Raw genomic sequence first — 18175 nt, 5'->3', positions numbered from 1 at the left:
CACGCTATAATCCCGCCTTTTGAATTCGCGCCAGCCCGACATAGGCTGCCCGTTCGACAGAGGTGCTCCCTTGGCATTGACGATTCTTGGTCTGTCCGGCTCGCTGAGCCACGACCCTTCCGCGGCGCTCTACATCGATGGCAAGCTCATCGCCGCTGTTGAAGAAGAGCGGTTCGTCCGCGACAAGCACGCGAAGAACCGCATGCCGTACGAGTCGGCCAAGTTCTGCCTCGAACAAGCCGGGATCAAGCCCTCGGATGTCGACGTCGTCGCGATCCCTTTCGCGCCTATCAGTATCTTCGAGAAAGCGCGTTGGCATTACGCCAAGCGCTACTGGTACGCACCAGACCGCGCGCTCGACGCCATTTTCATGGGCAATCGCCGCTACTACCGCTACAAGAAGCGCATTCAGTGGTGCCTGCAGCAACTCGGCTTCGACCTGAAAAAGGTCAAGATTGAACCCGTCGAGCACCACCTCGCTCACGCCTCCAGCGCCTATCACTGCTCTGGCTTCACTGAGAAGACCGCGATCCTTGGCATCGACGGCAAGGGCGAGTACGCCACCACCTTCTTCGGCTGGGGTGAAAACGGCAAGATCCACAAGATCAAGGAATTCTACGACCCGGATTCCTTGGGTGGCCTCTACGGCGCCGTCACCGAGTATCTCGGCTTCGAAATGCTCGACGGCGAGTTCAAGGTCATGGGCATGGCGCCCTACGGTGACGCCGCGAAATACGATTTCTCCCGCCTGGCGAAATTCGAGAACGGTGAGCTCATCGTCAACACGGACTACGCCAACGTCATCGGCTTCCGTCGCTACAAGGAAAAAGGCAAGGGCTACTACTTCTCGCCCAAGCTCATCGAGTGGCTAGGGCCGAAGCGCGAAGGCGACATTGCCGACGATCCCTACATCCATTACGCGGCGAGCATGCAAGCGCTGTTCGAGAATCTCGCGCTGGAAATGATGGATTACTACCTCGGCGATATCCTGCGCGAAACCGGCAAGATCGCTTTCGCCGGGGGCTGTGCGCTCAACGTCAAGCTCAACCAGAAGATCATCGCTCGCCCCGAAGTGAAAGAGCTGTTCGTCCAGCCCGCTTCGGGTGATGCCGGCACCGCCGTAGGCGCCGCCGCATACGTCTCCCACCAGCGCGGCGTACCGGTCGAGAAGATGGAACACGTCTACCTCGGTCCGGCGTACAGCAACGAAGACGTCATCGCCGCCTGCGCTCGTCATCCGAACAAACCGGTGTGGAAAAAGCTCGACGACGTGCCCGGCCGCATCGCGCAGATCATGGTCGACGGCAATCCCGTCGCCTGGTTCCAAGGCCGTATGGAGTTCGGTCCGCGGGCTCTGGGTGGCCGCTCCATCATCGGCTGCCCCAGCATTCCGGGTGTCGCCGACCGTATCAACGAGCAGATCAAATTCCGTGAGCGCTGGAGACCCTTCTGCCCCTCGATGCTCGACACCGTCGCCGCGCAGATGCTCAAGGTCGACCACCCCAGCCCGTTCATGACCTTCACCTTCGAAGTGAACGACGAGTGGAAGAACCGCGTCGGCGAAGTCGTGCACGAAGACGGCACCTCCCGCGCTCAGGTTCTCGAGCGCCGCTTCAACCCGCGCTGGTACGACCTGATGCTCGAGTTGGAAAAACTCACCGGTAATGGCGTCTCCCTCAACACTTCCCTCAACCGTCGCGGCGAGCCAATGATCTGCTCCCCAACCGACGCGCTGAACATGTTCTACGGCTCGGATCTGCAGTATCTGATCATGGAGGATGTGTTGGTGGTGAAGAACTGAACGCCGCAACGTGAATGAGCAATTGCTTTCCGTGGTGTCTAGCGACACACCTACTGACTCCGTCGAAGAAAGTGAGCCAGATATGAATACCCAGACCGCAATCACGGTGATTATACCGGCCTACAACTATGCGAAGACTTTAGGCCGTGCGGTTCGGTCGGTGCTTCCACAGTTGAGTGATCAAGACGAACTCATTGTTATCGACGATGGCTCTACCGATGAAACGCCGGCAGTAATCGAGAAACTGGAGCAAGAGAGCGCATCTCGCTTTCGTGCCGTCAGGAAAGAGAACGGTGGTTTGGCATCCGTACGAAATATGGGAATTCAGATTGCGGCGAATGATTGGCTGATATTTCTGGATGCTGACGACGAAATGGCGGATAGCGCGCTGATACACATTCGCGAGCACTTAGGGGTAGACACCGAAACAAGGATGGTCATCGGCGGGCATTGCTCTATAGAGGAAAGCGGTAGGCGTCGGATCCATGTACCCGACGCTTTGCCTTCCAATCCGATGTCACGAGTCAAAGCATATTTACTCGATAAAACCCTAAGCATTTCGAATGGTGCTTGTGTGATGCATCGTTCGATCTTCGCCCAAGCAACATATCCCGAGACGTTTCGTAACGCAGAGGACATCCCGGTATTCGCTCAGACTCTTGGCTACTTTCCTTGCAGCGTGCTACCTCACCCACTTGCGTTGATTTACAAGCATGCCGATAGTCTTCGTCATCAGTTTCATCATGCAAAAGCCGGCGGGCTTGCATTGGTAGATGAAGTCTTCTCCGCACGTAGGCTTACGGGCGACTTTCTAAAGCTGCGCAGTGAATTTTACGTACAGCGTTGTCTTTCTCTGTTTCGAACGGCTTACCTTGCCGGCGAATTTGAAATAGCAAAATCCTATTATCGCTCCGCGCTGAAAGAGGATTGGAAAGTGCTCTTCAAGTTCGCTTACTCTCGCAAGATGCTTCGACTTTGCTTGAAAGGGTAGGGCTTTGTCACGTAACGAAGAGCAATCGCCATTTTCCGATGTCCTGCGGGAGTTGGACACGTTTCTTGCTGGGCGCCTGCGTACAAGAGGTAAGGGGAGGGCTAGTGCTTCAAGAAAAAGCGCTGCTCTTGTCTGGAAAGGGATACTGTCTTTTTTTCTTCAGAGAAAAAAAACAGCAGGGCTAAAGGTATGCGATGTTCTATTGGTTCATCCTTCTCGGAAGTCGTATCTGCAGGGTAGGAAAGAATCCTTCATAGAGGCATTGCGTAGCAAAGGAATGACTATCGAAGAGATAGTAGAGGACGATGACCTTCTTGTAAGAGGCCGTTTATTCAGTCCTCCTCCTTGTCGAATTCCTCTTCGGTTTCGCTGGCATGCCTCGCACGCGGCATACCTGCTAGATAACTATCAATTCAAAGTCATTATCACTGAGCGAAACGGCTGGATCGTTCCTACTTTTTTGAAGGCGTTTCGTCAGCGACAGGAAAAAGTTGTTCACCTCGCTCATTCTGTACTTACTGCGGAGTCCAGTAATTACGGCTACTATGATTACGACTATTACGCGGTGTTCGGGCCGAGCTCATATGAATATCTTTCTAATTTGGAGTTTTCCTTTGGGAACTGCTTAGTTTCGTATGCGGGTCCTTATTTCTTTAATGATGCCGTTCAGGGGCTTAGTGTCTCGCCAATAGAACAGAATGAGTTAACGCTGCTTTTTCTGGCGCCTGGACCCAGTTATGAGCAGGAATACGGCTATCATGAAAAGTGTGCATGGATTAAGCGCTGGCTTGAGAGCAATAAAGCCGCGAGGTTGATCGTAAAAGTTCATCCTCGTGGAAGTGGGCAGCCTTGGGAGGCGCTCAGAGACGATAATACTCAAGTGTGCGTGCTATCCGGAAATGACGTTTCTTTGAGTCAAGCGGCACTTCAATGCGATTTGGTGCTTACTGGATATACCAATGCGGTAATTGACGTTACACGTGTCGGCGTGCCATTTATACTGCTTGGTGATAGTCCTGATTATTTTTCAAGCGAACGATTTTTTATGCCTCGAGTTCTTCTCGAGGAGCACTTGGCGCCAGCAATAGAGGCTGTGCTAAAGGACAAGTCGGTGTATTCAAACAATGCCTTTCAGTTCTATTCTTATCATGTCGAAAATAGAACTGCTCCTCTAAAGTCGCTTGTAGACTTGTTGGATGAAATTGTTACGACTGGTAGCGCTGACGGAGCTCCAGTTCCCCAAAGGTTCAAGCGGGTCGGCGGAGTAGAATGATTTTTCAAGGTGCTAAGTTTGAAACGGTTGAGCTAGCCTTTGCTCGCTTCGTGTTGTTTGGTTTTTTTGTCTATTTTGTGAGCCTTTTTCTACTTGATGCAAGTCAGCAAAAAACCATTTTTTATCTTTGCGTGGGCATTCCCGCTCTTCCGTTGCTTTTATCAAAAACACAAGTGAGGCAGGTTTTCACGTCTTCGTTGTCAGCAATTTTTACGCTGTGTTTTCTGATCTATTTTTCACTAAGTGCTGCTTGGGCAGGAACGGGCGTTTTAGCTGTAGCAGATTCTATAAAATATGCGCTTTATCTCGTATGTTTGATGCTTGCCGTAAAGATCGTAGCTGAGCGATTCGATGTAGATCAGATTATCCAGATGATAGTGCTGCTCGGTTGTTGCTCATTGGCATTTTATAGTCTGATGATCCTGGCTCAGGGGGGCGGGGTTACTGATTGGTTGCAGCGCCGAAGCTCTTTGCACGCCATCAGCGGCTGGGGCGAAGATAACCCAATTTCCTCGGCAGTCATTCTTGGTCTTCCGGTGTTGGCGTCTTGGGCCTATTTGCCAGGCAAGAAAAAATGGTGCCAAATATTTTTATTCTCATTCATGTTGATGGGTCTGGCCATTATGTTGTTGACCAAAAGCCGCGGGCCCGTATTGGCCTTGGTCATTACATTGATTTTGCTGTCACTTTATCGACGAAAGATAGAGGACGGAATCCTCTGCGCGGCTATTCTGGCGGTCGCAGTTGTGATTTTCTCTTTTACTAATGTATCTGAAGTTCTTTTAAACCGTGCCGCTGATCCTAATTACCGTATGGAGATATGGGGCGGATCGCTAAGGCTTTTTGCAGATAACTGGTTGCTGGGGCAGGGGTTTGGGCACCAGGCTGCCATCGAGTATGGCGGTACTGTTGCTACTCACTCCCACTCATCACTGTTGGAAATTCTCCGTGTGGGTGGCGTAGTTGGTTTCGCATTGTTCGTTTTGATGGTTTTTTCAATTTTTTACGGCAGCATGCTCAGAAAAGTGAATCCTTTTTTCGCATTTTGGTTCATCTATGGCGTGCTGTGTCTCGCTACGAACGGGCGATTGGTTCTGAGTCGTCCTACCATCGAATGGTTTGCTTTTTGGCTACCGCTATTCTTTGCATTGTACAGCAGTGCACGGGTGAAGCACGAGCAAGTATAGGCACGCTAAGTTTTGCCGCCGGGCATAGGCGCGTATTTGGTTATACTTCCATTCGTTCAAGGCAGGCTTCAGATGCAATCCGCTATTGCTACGCGCTTTGGTAGTATATGTCCGTAAGCGCTTTTAGCGGGAAGTCCTTTAGATTCTTGCGACTCAGATAACGACGTAAATGGTCGAAGTTTCTTTTGATCAGCCAGCTGCTAAGCGGAGACCTCTTGAACTGCATGTCCAATATGTCTATCAGGCCGAAACTCTCATCGGGAAGCTGGATGATGTTTCCAAGATGCAGTGACCGAAAGTAAATACCTGATTTGTGCAGCGTCCGGATGAATGCACTGATGTCTGGCAAAATTTTCACTACACCTGCCGCGTCCTGTAGATACATCTGCTCTATGGAATCGCCAGGTAGGGGCTGATAGATGCAGGCGCTTAATCCTTGACTTCGATCGAGCCAAAATACCTCAGTCACGGCAGGCGCCGGTATGCCGAGCTTATGCAAGCGGCGAGCATTCAGCGAAAACCGCTTGGCTGCCGGTTGTAGCTTGGCGAGTAGCCTGTTGCGGCGTGTATGAAAGATTTTCAACAGGGCACCGTTATCGAGCGCAACGACCTTAGGCCCTCTGGCATCTGCTTCTAGTACCCTGCCGTTCGCGAGCCAGCGTTCCAACTCTTGCGCTGTTACAATCCGCATCTTTTCCTCTAGCAGTCTCATGGGGCTTGCCAATGGCCAATTCTACCCAGCAATCGAGCATGAAAGTGTATTTGCGATTGCTGCGTTATGTAGGACCCTACTGGGGTCTGTTCGCAGTCAGCATCGTGGGGTTCATGATGTTCGCGTCGACTCAGACCATGCTGGGCTATATGTTGAAGTTTTTCGTTGACGGTCTGAATGATCCGAATGCGAGCTTTTTCTCGCAGGTGCCGCTATTGAAAGATCAGGCGTGGCTTGCCGAGCTTAAGCTCCTGCAGGCAGTGCCGCTGCTGATTGTCCTGATTGCAGTGCTTCAAGGTTTAGGGTCATTCCTCGGCAATTTCTTCCTAGCGAAAGTATCACTGAGCTTGGTTCATGATCTGCGTGTTGCTTTGTTCAACAATTTGTTGAATTTGCCTAATCGCTATTTCGATCACCACAGCTCCGGCCACTTGATCTCTCGCATTACGTACAACGTGACGATGGTGACCGGTGCAGCAACGGATGCGATCAAGGTTGTCGTGCGTGAAGGCATGACAGTGATAATGCTCTTTGCCACTTTGCTCTGGATGAATTGGAAACTGACGCTAGTGATGGTTGCTGTGCTGCCTGTGATAGGTGTCATGGTCGCCAGCGCTAGCAAGAAATTCCGAAAGCAAAGCAAAAAGATCCAGGCTGCAATGGGTGACGTTACTCACGTCGCTTCCGAAACGATTCATGGTTATCGCGTCGTACGTAGTTTCGGTGGCGAGCCCTATGAAAAAGCCCGTTTCCTCTCTGCGAGTCGGACGAACACGGCCAAGCAGTTGCGGATGGTGAAGACCAATGCTGTGTATACCCCAAGTCTTCAGCTTGTTATCTACAGCGCAATGGCGACCCTCATGTTTCTCGTGCTATGGCTGCGTGGCGATGCCTCTGCGGGCGATCTCGTTGCCTACGTGGCTCTTGCTGGACTGCTCCCCAAGCCTATTCGGCAGTTATCGGAAGTGAGCTCGACAATTCAAAAAGGTGTCGCGGGAGCGGAGAGTATTTTCGAGCAGCTCGATGAGCCTCAGGAAGTCGATAGCGGGACGATTGAAAGGGAGCGAATCACAGGCCATTTAGACGTGCAAAATCTTACTTTTGCCTATCCAGGTACTGATAAGCCAGTTCTAGAAAATCTCTCTTTTGAGGTCGAACCAGGGCAGATGGTCGCGTTGGTTGGCCGATCTGGTAGCGGCAAGTCAACTCTTGTCGGTTTGGTGCCTCGCTTCTATCAGCACACGAGCGGTGAGATTCTGTTGGATGGCGTAGCGATCCAGAACTACCGCCTTGTCAATTTGCGCAGACATATTGCACTGGTCTCTCAAAGCGTGACGTTGTTCAACGATACGATCACCAACAACATTGCGTACGGTGACCTAGCGGGCACTCCTAAAGATGAAGTCATAGCAGCGGCTAAAGCGGCTCACGCTGATGAGTTTATCCAGAAGTTACCTAACGGCTACGATACTCAGGTAGGTGAGAATGGCGTGCTGTTGTCGGGCGGGCAGAGACAGCGGCTCGCCATAGCGCGGGCGCTGCTGAAGAATGCGCCAATTTTGATACTCGATGAAGCGACATCAGCGCTTGATACCGAGTCCGAGCGACATATACAGGCGGCACTTGATCAAGTGGTCAAGGACCGTACTACTTTAGTCATCGCTCATCGCCTTTCCACCATCGAGAAAGCCGACCTGATTCTGGTCATGGATAACGGTGAAATCGTTGAGCGCGGCACCCACGCGCAGTTGCTTGCGCTCAACGGGTACTACGCACGACTGCATGCGACGCAATTCGATGAGTCACCCGAGGCGAAGGACTCGCGAACATCGTGATCGATCTGTTTCGCCCATTCCGCGAGCGCGGCTGGCGCGCCATATCTGCAAATGAGTACGCCGCGTTGTGGCACCGCGACGGCGGCAGCGTCGTGACTCATCCTGATGTTGTCGAGCGTCTGGCGTCGCTGGCGGGTATTCCCGTTCGCTACCTCGGCTGGGAGCAGGGTGGTGAGTGCGTTGCGGCGGTTCCCTGTTGGGGGCGCTATTTGGCGCTTTCGAAGCAAGGGCTGAAAAAGCATGGCAAGAAGCGCCTGTTCGACCTGGGCAATGCCGAAGTCATCCTTCCCGCGCGGCCGGACGCGGGGGCGATCTTGCGTCAGCGCGCTGACTATCTGGGTGAGGCGAATACGAGGCGTTTCCCTGGGCTTCGACGTCAGCAGGAGTCACTGATGATGGCGCGTGAGCCCGAGGCGCTGTCCAAGAAGTTTCGCTACAACCAGCGCCGGGAGCTGCGTTTGCTGGAGGATTCGGGTGGCGCGTTGCGGCCGGTGCAGGCACATTCGCCGGCCGAGCTTGCGGTGATCTATGCCAACCTTTTCCAGCGGCGCTGGCAGTTCACCGTGCCGGGTGCAGAAAACCTCGCGCAGGTATTCGAGGCCATGCATCCCTTCATGACCGGCTCGGTGGTGTATCTGGACGACATGCCTATTGCGATTCAGGTGCTGTACAGGGTCGAGGCGCCAGAATGGATCAGCATCGAATACATCAATGGTGGGGTCGATCCTGCGAGCCGTTCGTTCAGCCCAGGAAGCGTATTGAGTTACGCCAATACGCAGGCCGCCTGGGAAGACGCCCGCGCGCGAGGCAAGGCGCTGCGCTATTCCTTCGGTCGAGCTGACCGTGAATATAAGGAACGTTGGTGCCGACCGGTGCCGGTCTTCCAGGTCTAGCCGCTTTCCAGCTTGAGCGCTCTGGCGCGTTGCACGCGCTCCTGCGATGTCGACCTGTGCGACTAGGTGCCTAGCCCCGCAGGTCGCCCGTTGGATTTCTCCCAGGTGTAGCCGATAGCGATCAGGAAGTCTTCATACGGCTTTTGGCAAACCCCGCGTGCGCGTCACAGGCAACCTCATGGAATCCCGCAAACAAAAGCTCCTCAAGCGTCATCGTCGCAACAAGCGCATTGGCCTGACATTCGTCGTCCTCGTCCTGTCCGCGTTCATCGATCAGCGTGTCATTGATCTCGGCCCGCCCTGGATCGCGTTGGTGCTGGCGTTCGTATTCTGGATCATTCACGAGGCGTGGTTCGCGGATCATTTGTTTTATTCGCCGCGCGATTCATACCGCCATGATTTCCCCGAGGGCACCTGGCAGTCGACGACAGCGCTGGAAGACGACACGCTTACGCTAGTGGATGGTGAATTGCCGCCAGGCACGCAGACGCTGGTGCTTGAATGCACGATCAAGGCGACGCTGCTGGGCTATCTCCTCGATCCGCGTGTATTGATCAAGGCAGGCAGCACCGAAGACCGTCAGGATTTCGAGCGCCGGGTTTCTGGGCGTCGCTACCTCAACCTATCGGGATTCGAGGAGGATTTGCGTGCAGGCCGGCTCAGCGTGCGCGGGCGTTTTTGCCGGGTGATTCCCGGGCGTCTCCATGCGTTCGCGAACCCGGACTACGCCGCGAAGCGGCTGATGATCATCGCACCCCATGCGGATGACGCCGAGTTGGCCGCGTTTGGTCTCTATCATCGTGCCGACGAGGCTTCGATCGTGACGCTGACGCAAGGCGAAATCGAAGCCCGTCATTACGAACGTCTGGGCTTGGGTCGGGAGCAGGCGGCCCGTCTGAAAGGGCGTTTACGAACGTGGAACAGCCTAGCCGTGCCCTTGTGGGGCGGGGTGCCCATGACGCGCTGTATCCAGCTCGGTTACTTCTGTTTGCGCCTGCGTGAAATGCGCGAGCAACCCGATGTTCCGTTCGGCTCCAAGGAGTCCGGCGAACTCAACATCCGTAGCGCCCGGGCATTCAACACGCTCCGCCTGCCTGGCGATGCCGACGCACGGCCAACCTGGAACAATCTGGTCGGCGATCTGGTTGCGCTGTTGGAGCATTTTCGGCCGGAGGTCATCGTCCTGCCGCACTCGCAGCTCGATCCCCATGCCGATCATGTGCATGCGGCGATGGCGTTAGAAGAGGCGATTACCCGCAGCACGTGGAAGCCAGAACTGCAATTGTTGTACGCGAACCATCTGCACGACAACGACCGTTGGCCCATGGGTCCTGCGGACAACGGTGTGGCATTGCCTCCCGCGATCGAACCGTTGCCATCGTTGCCGCTGTGGAGCCCGGTGTTGAGTGCAGAAATGCGCCTCGACAAGGCGATGGCGTTGACGATGCAGCACGACCTGCAGGTGCCGTTGCCTATGAAAAAGCGCATCCGCCGATTCATCCAGGCATTGTTGCTGGGGCGCCGCTGGCCCATCACGGGGGAGGATGAGTTCTTCCGCAAGGCGGTGCGGCGTCATGAGCTGTTCTGGGTGCGCCGATTGGATACACCCGCCGACGATTGATGCCAAGCCGCGTACTGCTATCATTTACGCTTTTCGACACGCGCGGAGCCTCTCTTTCATGAAACTGTCCATGCCCCGTTACGATCAGGCAGCCGTGCTTGTGGTCGGAGACGTCATGCTCGATCGCTATTGGCATGGCGACACGAGTCGCATATCCCCTGAGGCGCCGGTCCCGGTAGTGAAAGTCGGCCAGATCGAGGATCGGCCCGGTGGCGCCGCGAACGTCGCGCTCAATGTCGCTGCGCTGGGCGCTCGCGTGACGCTTGTTGGCGTAACAGGCGTGGATGAGGCGGCTGACAGCCTCGCCGCGAGTCTTGCTGCCGTTGGGGTGAAGACGCATTTCCAGCAGATCGAAGAGCAGCCGACCATCGTCAAGTTGCGGGTGATGAGCCGCCACCAGCAGTTGCTGCGAATGGACTTCGAAGAACCGTTCGATACCGACGCCGAAGCGCTCGCCGACGATGTCCGCGGGCTGCTGGGGGGTATTAATGTTTTGGTGCTGTCGGACTACGGCAAAGGTGCCCTTAAAAATCATCAGGCCCTGATTCAGGCTGCACGTGCGCACAACATTCCGGTGCTGGCGGACCCGAAGGGCAAGGATTTTTCGATCTACCGGGGCGCGAGCCTGATCACGCCGAACCTGAGTGAATTCGAAGCGATCGTCGGACGTTGCGAAGACGAAAGCGAGCTCGTGGCGCGCGGCGCGTCGCTGATGCGTGAATTGGACCTCGGGGCTCTACTCGTCACGCGCGGCGAGCATGGGATGACGCTGCTACGCCCGGCGCACGCCCCTTTGCACCTGCCCGCGCGCGCGCGTGAGGTGTTCGACGTCACGGGTGCGGGGGACACGGTGATTTCCACATTGGCCGCCAGCCTTGCAGCGGGTGTCGAGCTGCCCGAAGCGGTCGCGCTGGCCAATCTTGCGGCGGGTATCGTGGTTGGCAAGCTCGGCACCGCGGCAATCAGCGTTCCGGAATTGCGTCGGGCCGTGCAGCGGGAAGAGGGCAGCGAACGCGGCGTGTTGGGGCTGGAGCAGTTGCTCGCCGCGGTCGAAGACGCCCGTGCCCATGGCGAGAAAATCGTTTTCACCAACGGCTGCTTCGACATCTTGCACGCAGGGCATGTGACCTATCTGGAGCAGGCCGCGGCGCAGGGCGATCGCCTGATCGTTGCGGTGAACGACGACGCGTCCGTGAGCCGCTTGAAAGGTCCGGGACGGCCCATCAACGCGGTCGAGCGGCGTATGGCGGTATTAGCGGGGTTGAGCTCGGTCGATTGGGTTGTCAGCTTCAGCGAGGGCACGCCCGAGCGTCTGCTCAAGCAGGTTCAGCCTGATGTGCTGGTGAAGGGCGGGGACTACGGTGTAGACCAGGTCGTCGGCGCCGACATCGTCAATGCCTACGGCGGCGAAGTGCGTGTGTTGGGGTTGGTAGAAAACAGCTCCACCACGGCGATCGTCGAAAAGATCCGTACGCGGAATTGAACGGATTAACTCGAGTGGCCCTTTCCCGGGTTGCACCCGGTCTACAAGAGCCGCGGGTTACGTAGCATTGATGGCCGAAGTCATGCACGCGTGCTCTCGGGCATGCAAGGCGCGTGGATAAGGCGTTGCCGTTATCCACCCTACGCCAGGATCGCGACATTCCGTAGGGTGGATGGCCGAAGCCATCCACCAAGCGGCCTCAACGACAACGGCGCCCTTGCTCGTTTTCCGGCGCGGCTGCCTTGTTCACGCGCGCGATCCAATCCTTCCAGCGCACGCGTTCATCGCGTACCAGCCATCCCGTTTGTTCGGCAAAGCTTTCCGCCAACCAAAGACCGCGTGTGCTCGCCGGGCGCAATTCCCCTGCGGACAAGGTGAACAGCTCATCGGTCGGTCTGCCGTCCAACAGCGGAACGAGATAAAGATCCGGCCTGGCCCGATCCAGGCGGGCGACGAGCGTGTCGCCTTCGAGCTTTTCATCGACATGAAACAGGCTGACCGGACCAGTCGCCTTAGGCAATTCCAGGCTCAGGTCGTAAACCAGTTGTAGCGACGCCGTCGGGGCATGCACATAGGCCCGCGGCCGCTCCAGCAAGGTCAGGTTGCCACAACGCACTGGGCGCGCCGCACCCGACAGCGGATTGAGCCGGAACTGTCGCGCTTCCTGGTACTGCAGCGAGCCGGCGTAAGGCGCCGGTAACCACGTCTCGCCGAACCGGCCTTGCAGCCAGCCGTCAGGCGCTTCGATCAGGCACTCTTCCGCCACTTCTTGAATGGCCGTCAGCAACGGCAAATTGAGTTCGTGGGCCGGCACATAGCCCGAGACCAGTTTGAGGACGACGTCACCGCGATCCTGCCGGCGCTGGCGAACGAGCACCCAGTAATCCCGGTTCTGCCACTTGAGCGTCACGCGTACCGATACGCCCAGGTTCGCCAGCTCGACGGAAAAACGCTCGCCGTCGCTGATATCCACCGGCTTGCGCCGCTCCAGCATTTCGGAAAAATTCAGTGCCCGGCCTACGCTCTGGTAGGTCAGGCATTCGGCGTCGGCTTCGACAACCAGGGGTAGCGTCTTGAACGTGCCGGGATTTTTACGGACAAGCATTCGCGGCATGGGCAGCTCCTCTAGTCGGGCAGTATTGTCGTTATGGGCGGATCACCTTGGCGACCGTCGCGACATTATGGGTCAGATGAAGCGGGTTGATGGTGCCGATGATCGCGCTCGTCGCCCCAGGGTGCGTGAAGATAAGCTCGAAGCTCGCCCGTACGGGATCGACGCCCGGCTTCAAGCACGCATGCCCACTGGCGAAGGCCTTCTTGATCAGCATGCCCTTGCCATGTGACAGCGCGTAATCGATGACAGGCCGTTCGTCCTGTTGGGCCAGGTTGTAGGTCACCATGCCGCAGTCGCCGCGTTCCAGGCCCTGTATTCCGCCTTCCACGGTTTTGCCGGACAGGCCGTACGCGCCGATCTTGCCTTCCTGCTTCAATTGCTCAAGCGTTTCGTACGCCTCGCCCTGGCGCAGGATATCGAGGTCGTTGCCGTCCGAATGCACGAGGACCACGTCGATGCGATCTGTCTGCAGCCGTTGCAGGCTGCGTTCCACCGAGCGCCGGGTATGAGCGGATGAAAAGTCGAAGTGGGACTCGCCCCGTTCGAATTCCTCGCCGACCTTGCTCACGATCACCCAGGCGTCACGCTGACCTTTGATCAGGCTGCCCAGGCGCTCTTCACTCTGGCCGTACGCAGGTGCGGTGTCGATTAGGTTGATGCCCAGGTCGCGTGCCAGTGAGAGCAGTTGGCGGGCATCGTTATCGTCTGGAATGGTGAAGCCGCTGGGGTATTTCACGCCTTGGTCGCGGCCAAGCTTTACCGTACCCAGGCCGATTGGCGACACATTGAAGCCAGTGTGGCCGAGTGGGCGCTCCAACCCGTGCAGTGTCTTGATCATGGCATGTCATCCCAGGCCGGACGCGCGACCGCAGGTTTCGGGAACGCGGGGAGGGGTTCGTGGTTGCCCGGTGTGATCGCGTCGCGTTCCAGCGCTGCCAGCACGCGGTCGGCAAAGTCGGGTGCCAGCGCAAGTTTGGTCGGCCAGCCAACGAGCAGTGCGTCCTCGTCTGCGAGAAATGCGTTATCTGGCCGTACCAGCCCGCTTTGTGCCGGCTCGGCCCGCTCGATGCGCAGGGTCGCCCAGTGTGTCTGCGATTGATCGACCCAGGGGAGCAAGGCGTGCATTTCGGCCTTTGCTGCTTCGATCTGTGCCTCCGGCGTACGCGCCACGCCGTCCGCTTCCGCCAGATCGCCCCCGAGGTACCATACCCACTGGCCATCGTTCGCCGGGTGGCTGGTCACGGTGACCCGCGGTTTAGGGCCGCCGCCGAGGCAGTGCGCGTAGAGCGGCTTCAAAGCCGGCCCCTTCGCCATCACCATGTGCAGTGGTCGGGTTTGTTGAGCAGGCTGTTTTAACCCGAGTGCCGATAGCAGTTCCGCATTGCCTTGGCCCGCGCTGAGGACGATACGTTGGGCGCGGATCTCGTAGTCGTCGACGCGCAGTCCCGTTAGCGTGTCTCCCTCTTTTAAGGGTTCGATCCGCTTCGCCGCCAGGAGCCCATCGCTCGACAGTTCGGCCAAGCGCGCGATCAGGCTAGGGACATCCAGCACGAGTTCGGCGAGGCGATAGACCTTGCCTTTGAACTTCGGATGCTGGAGTGCGGGCGGCAGGTCGGCACCCTTCACGGCATCGACGCGGCCGCGGACGGCCTTGCTGGCGAAAAAGCTGGTGAGATTGCCCGCCAGCGTACCGGGCGACCAGAGATAGTGAGCTTCGGACAGCAGCCGGACGCCGGATAGATCAAGCTCGCCGGTGCCGGCCAAGGCTTCGCGCCAACGTCGCGGCATGTCCGCAATGGCTTCGGAGGCGCCGCTCAGCGCGCCGTGCAACGCGTACTTCGCACCACCATGGATGATTCCCTGGGATTTGATGCTCTGCCCGCCGCCCAGTGTGGCCGTCTCGACCAGCACCGTGGAATACCCGGCGCGGCGCAAACGGGCGCTCAACCAAAGCCCGGCGACCCCGCCGCCTACGATCAGAACATCGGTCGTAATGGATTGGGACATGAAACCGTCTCGCGAAATGAATGACCGCCAGTATAACGACCCAAACCCACGACCGTGATTCATCCGTAGGACGGGTAGGGTGGGTTAGCTATAGGCGTAAACTGCCGAGCGGTATTGGCCATCATCCGCGCCAAGCCGGACACCGCCTTTGTCTTTAGGCGACTTGCAGTCGCCTTCGCGACTAAAGTCGCCCCTACAGTGACTGAGTCGCCAGCACGAGTAGCCGCACGTCAGCGAAACGTGTAGGGGCGGCTTTAGTCGCGAAGGCGGCAACCGCCGCCCGCTATTCCGGAACCCTGCTCAGTGCCCGGTCGTCCGTGAAAACAGTTGGATGACCACGACGCCGCCGACAATGAGCAACATGCCCAGCATTGCGGGCAAATCGGGCCGTTGCTGGTAGATCACCGCGGCGACGATGGAGACGAGCACGATGCCCAGCCCTGCCCAGATCGCATAGGCGATCCCGACCGGTATGACCTTGACGACGATGGTCAGCAACGAGAAAGACACCGCATAACCGACGATGGCGAGCACAAGGGGCAGTGGCTTGCTCAACCCTTCGACGGCTTTGAGTGACGTGGTGGCGATCACTTCGGCCAATATGGCGACCGCAAGAAGCAAATAGGCCGGCATGGCAGACCTCCTGATGCAATGGAGTGGAGTTGCACCATGCTCGCTGAGGCACAGGATGGTTTACAGTCGGAACCTATCGTTTCTGGAGATAGGTCATGCGGTGGAATCTCGATCAGCTGGAAGCCTTCGTTGCCGTTCATGAACAAGGCTCGTTTTCGGCAGCGGCGCGCCGGCTCGGGCGTGTGCAGTCAGCGGTTAGCCAGTCTGTCGCCATGCTCGAAGCCGATCTCGCCCTTTTGCTGTTCGAACGCAGTGGCGGGCGCACGCCGAAATTGACCGACGCCGGACGAACCTTGCTTGCGGAAGCGCGCACCGTGCTCTTGCAGTGCGACCGGTTACAGGGGCGGGCCGATGGGCTGCAACGGGGCGAGGAAGCGGTACTGCGCCTTGCGCAGGACGAGGCGATGCCTTACCAACCCGTCATTGCAAGTCTCGAGGGACTTGAGCAGGCCTATCCGAACGTCGAGGTGCACCTCACCAGCGGTGCCCAAGGAGATGTCGCGCGCAAGCTGCTCGAGCGCCGCGCCGATCTAGGGCTGTTGTTCCACCACGGCGACATGCCCGCAGCGCTCGAGCGTCGCCGACTCGGCACCATCGAGATGGTCACGGTGTGCAGCGTCAACCACCCGCTCGCACCCATGGGAACCTTGGATCGCCGTACGCTTGGCGCCCATCGCCAACTGTTAATGACGCCGGGCGAGGTGCGTTACGCCGGGGATGAGCAACTCAGCCCGAGCGTGTGGCGAACTGACAGTTTCTACACCATGGCCGAGTTGTTGATGCGCGGTCTGGGCTGGGCGTGGTTACCCAAGCACGTCGCGCAATACCCGATGTACCTCGGGCACCTAATCGAATTACAGACGGATTGGACGCCGCCGTCGCTGGTCGTCGAACTGGTGCACCGTCGCGATGAAATGCCGGGGCCTGCGGCACGTTACCTTGGGACGGCGCTGGCGAAGCACTTGAGTGTCATTGGGTGAAGGGCGTGAACGCGCAGGCGGCAAAGCGGCGTGTGAGCACCCTTTAGGGAAGCGAAAAGCTGCGGCTTTCACCCGCCCTACGAGAGCGTCGACGAGGTTCAAACCTCACCTTTAGCGGTCTATCGAAACCGCATACCTGGGCGGTAAGCCCTGTTTACTGGCCCATTGAAGCTTGCCGGTCCACGTTCCTGTAGGGCGGGTGCAACCCGCGGCTTTCCTATCGGCACGTGTACACTTCCCGCCTGTTCGATATTTTCCGTGGAAACACGAGCCCGACATGAACCGCTTCGTCTACAGCTGCCTGCTCCATCTTGCCGTTCCGTTCATCCTCGTCAAACTGTTTTTGCGCGCACGCAAGGCGCCGGCTTACGCGAAACGCATCGGCGAACGTTTTTCGCTGGGGCTGCCCGCATGCAAGCCCGGCGGGCTTTGGGTGCATGCGGTTTCGGTCGGGGAAAGCATTGCGGCCGCGCCGATGATTCGCGCGTTGCAGGCACGTTATCCGGATCTGCCGATCACCGTGACCTGCATGACGCCCACGGGCTCGGAACGCATCCAGGCGCTATTCGGCGATCAGGTGCAACACTGCTACCTGCCTTACGATCTCCCCTGCGCCGCCAAGCGCTTTCTGGACCACGTTCAGCCGCGCGTCGGCATCATCATGGAAACGGAGCTGTGGCCGAACCATATCCACCAGGCAACGCGTCGCGGCATTCCCATGGTGTTGGCCAATGCCCGGTTGTCCGAGCGGTCTGCCCGGGGCTATGCCCGGTTCGCGAAGCTGACCGCGCCGATGTTGCGCGAGTTGGATTTCATCGCGGTGCAGACCGATACCGAGGCGAAGCGATTTCTGTCGCTCGGCGCGCGGGAGGCCGCCGTTCAGGTGACGGGGTCGATCAAGTTCGATCTCACCGTCGATGCACACCTCATCGACGATGCGCAGCAACTGCGTGAATCTTGGGGGGCGATCGAACGACCGGTCTGGATTGCGGCCAGCACGCATGAAGGCGAAGACCAGATCCTGCTGGCGGCTCATCGCCGTTTGCTGGAGAAGTATCCAGATGCCTTATTGATTCTGGTACCGCGGCATCCGGAGCGATTCAAGGCGGTCCATACGCTGTGCCAGGCCCGCGATTTCGTCACCGAGCGTCGTTCCACAGGTACCCCTGTGACCGCCGCGATCTCGGTATTGGTGGGCGATACGATGGGTGAATTGCTGTTCCTGTACGCGCTGGCGGATTGCGCGTTCGTAGGCGGTAGCCTCGTGCCGAATGGGGGCCACAACCTGTTGGAGCCGGCCGCGCTCGGCAAGCCGGTTCTGTCCGGCCCGCACGTGTTCAATTTTCTGGAAATCGCCGAGCAGCTCGAAAAGGCGGGTGCGCTGCGCATCACCGGTGATGAACGTGAGCTTGCCGAGGCGATTGCAGGCTTGTGGGCATCACCTGAAGACGCCAACCTCATGCGCGCAGGCGCCTTGCAGGTGCTACGCGCCAACCAGGGCGCATTGCAACGGCTGGTCAATGGCGTCGCCTTGCACATCGACCGGCATTGATCATGGTGTGGTTATAAAAAGCCGTGGGTTGCACCCGCCCTACGACATCGCCATGACGTAGGGTGGATAACGCCGTAGGCTTATCCACCTTGC

At 57.7% G+C, this 18175-nt stretch carries 15 protein-coding genes; 10 read left to right on the top strand and 5 right to left on the bottom strand.

The window, feature by feature from the left end:
• The first annotated feature begins 70 nt into the window (after positions 1–70).
• The 4 genes from IEY47_RS19595 to IEY47_RS19580 all read left to right on the top strand — a co-directional run bounded on the left by IEY47_RS19595 (position 71) and on the right by IEY47_RS19580 (position 5252).
• Positions 71–1801, top strand: coding sequence for a carbamoyltransferase family protein (locus IEY47_RS19595; protein WP_188985879.1), 1731 nt, complete (start codon positions 71–73; stop codon positions 1799–1801).
• Between the two features lie 82 nt (positions 1802–1883).
• A complete protein-coding gene (locus IEY47_RS19590; protein ID WP_188985877.1) occupies positions 1884–2792 on the top strand; it encodes a glycosyltransferase family 2 protein in 909 nt (302 codons plus the stop codon).
• 4 nt (positions 2793–2796) lie between these two features.
• The gene (locus IEY47_RS19585; protein ID WP_188985875.1) at positions 2797–4065 is read left to right on the top strand and encodes a hypothetical protein; all 1269 of its coding nucleotides are present in this window, start codon (positions 2797–2799) and stop codon (positions 4063–4065) included.
• On the top strand, positions 4062–5252 hold the full coding sequence (locus tag IEY47_RS19580) for an O-antigen ligase family protein (protein ID WP_188985873.1): 1191 nt from the start codon (positions 4062–4064) through the stop codon (positions 5250–5252). The genes IEY47_RS19585 and IEY47_RS19580 overlap by 4 nt, the downstream gene beginning before the upstream one ends.
• 88 nt (positions 5253–5340) lie before the next feature.
• On the opposite strand, the gene IEY47_RS19575 is transcribed toward IEY47_RS19580, so the two are convergent.
• Positions 5341–5943, bottom strand: coding sequence for a BUD32 family EKC/KEOPS complex subunit (locus IEY47_RS19575; RefSeq protein WP_188985994.1), 603 nt, complete (start codon positions 5941–5943; stop codon positions 5341–5343).
• A gap of 32 nt (positions 5944–5975) precedes the next feature.
• Here IEY47_RS19575 and msbA point away from each other — a divergent pair, with 32 nt between their 5' ends.
• The 4 genes from msbA (at position 5976) to hldE (ending at position 11796) form a co-directional block, all read left to right on the top strand.
• Complete coding sequence (gene msbA / locus IEY47_RS19570) at positions 5976–7799, top strand: lipid A export permease/ATP-binding protein MsbA (protein ID WP_188985872.1); 1824 nt, start codon at positions 5976–5978, stop codon at positions 7797–7799.
• On the top strand, positions 7796–8692 hold the full coding sequence (locus IEY47_RS19565; RefSeq protein ID WP_188985870.1) for a GNAT family N-acetyltransferase: 897 nt from the start codon (positions 7796–7798) through the stop codon (positions 8690–8692). Before msbA ends, IEY47_RS19565 begins: the two co-directional genes overlap by 4 nt.
• A gap of 178 nt (positions 8693–8870) precedes the next feature.
• Entirely contained in the window at positions 8871–10313 is a 1443-nt protein-coding gene (locus tag IEY47_RS19560) for a PIG-L deacetylase family protein (RefSeq protein ID WP_188985868.1), read from the top strand.
• A 58-nt stretch (positions 10314–10371) separates the two neighbouring features.
• Positions 10372–11796 (top strand): bifunctional D-glycero-beta-D-manno-heptose-7-phosphate kinase/D-glycero-beta-D-manno-heptose 1-phosphate adenylyltransferase HldE, encoded by a 1425-nt coding sequence (gene hldE, locus IEY47_RS19555; protein WP_188985866.1) that lies wholly within the window; start codon positions 10372–10374, stop codon positions 11794–11796.
• A gap of 199 nt (positions 11797–11995) precedes the next feature.
• Here hldE and IEY47_RS19550 read toward each other — a convergent pair whose 3' ends face one another.
• The 4 genes from IEY47_RS19550 to IEY47_RS19535 form a co-directional block, all read right to left on the bottom strand.
• Positions 11996–12910, bottom strand: coding sequence for a metal ABC transporter ATPase (locus tag IEY47_RS19550; RefSeq protein ID WP_188985864.1), 915 nt, complete (start codon positions 12908–12910; stop codon positions 11996–11998).
• A gap of 31 nt (positions 12911–12941) precedes the next feature.
• Positions 12942–13748: an aldo/keto reductase gene (locus IEY47_RS19545; protein WP_188985862.1), complete on the bottom strand. Its 807-nt coding sequence runs from the start codon at positions 13746–13748 to the stop codon at positions 12942–12944.
• Positions 13745–14917, bottom strand: a complete 1173-nt coding sequence (locus IEY47_RS19540) for an NAD(P)/FAD-dependent oxidoreductase (protein ID WP_188985860.1) — start codon at positions 14915–14917, stop codon at positions 13745–13747. Before IEY47_RS19540 ends, IEY47_RS19545 begins: the two co-directional genes overlap by 4 nt.
• 300 nt (positions 14918–15217) lie before the next feature.
• Complete coding sequence (locus tag IEY47_RS19535) at positions 15218–15550, bottom strand: DMT family transporter (RefSeq protein WP_188985858.1); 333 nt, start codon at positions 15548–15550, stop codon at positions 15218–15220.
• 95 nt (positions 15551–15645) lie between these two features.
• On the opposite strand from IEY47_RS19535, the gene IEY47_RS19530 reads away from it, so the two are divergent.
• Positions 15646–16530 (top strand): LysR family transcriptional regulator, encoded by an 885-nt coding sequence (locus IEY47_RS19530; protein WP_188985856.1) that lies wholly within the window; start codon positions 15646–15648, stop codon positions 16528–16530.
• Between the two features lie 277 nt (positions 16531–16807).
• Positions 16808–18082 carry a lipid IV(A) 3-deoxy-D-manno-octulosonic acid transferase gene (gene waaA / locus IEY47_RS19525; protein WP_188985854.1) on the top strand — a complete coding sequence of 425 codons (1275 nt, stop codon included), beginning with the start codon at positions 16808–16810 and terminating at the stop codon, positions 18080–18082.
• Positions 18083–18175 lie beyond the last annotated feature (93 nt).

It is taken from the genome of Pseudomonas matsuisoli (assembly GCF_014647635.1).
Lineage (GTDB): Bacteria > Pseudomonadota > Gammaproteobacteria > Pseudomonadales > Pseudomonadaceae > Pseudomonas_P > Pseudomonas_P matsuisoli.
The sequence above is the reverse complement of the archived record's forward strand: the minus strand, read 5'-3'. Positions and strand labels throughout refer to the sequence as shown.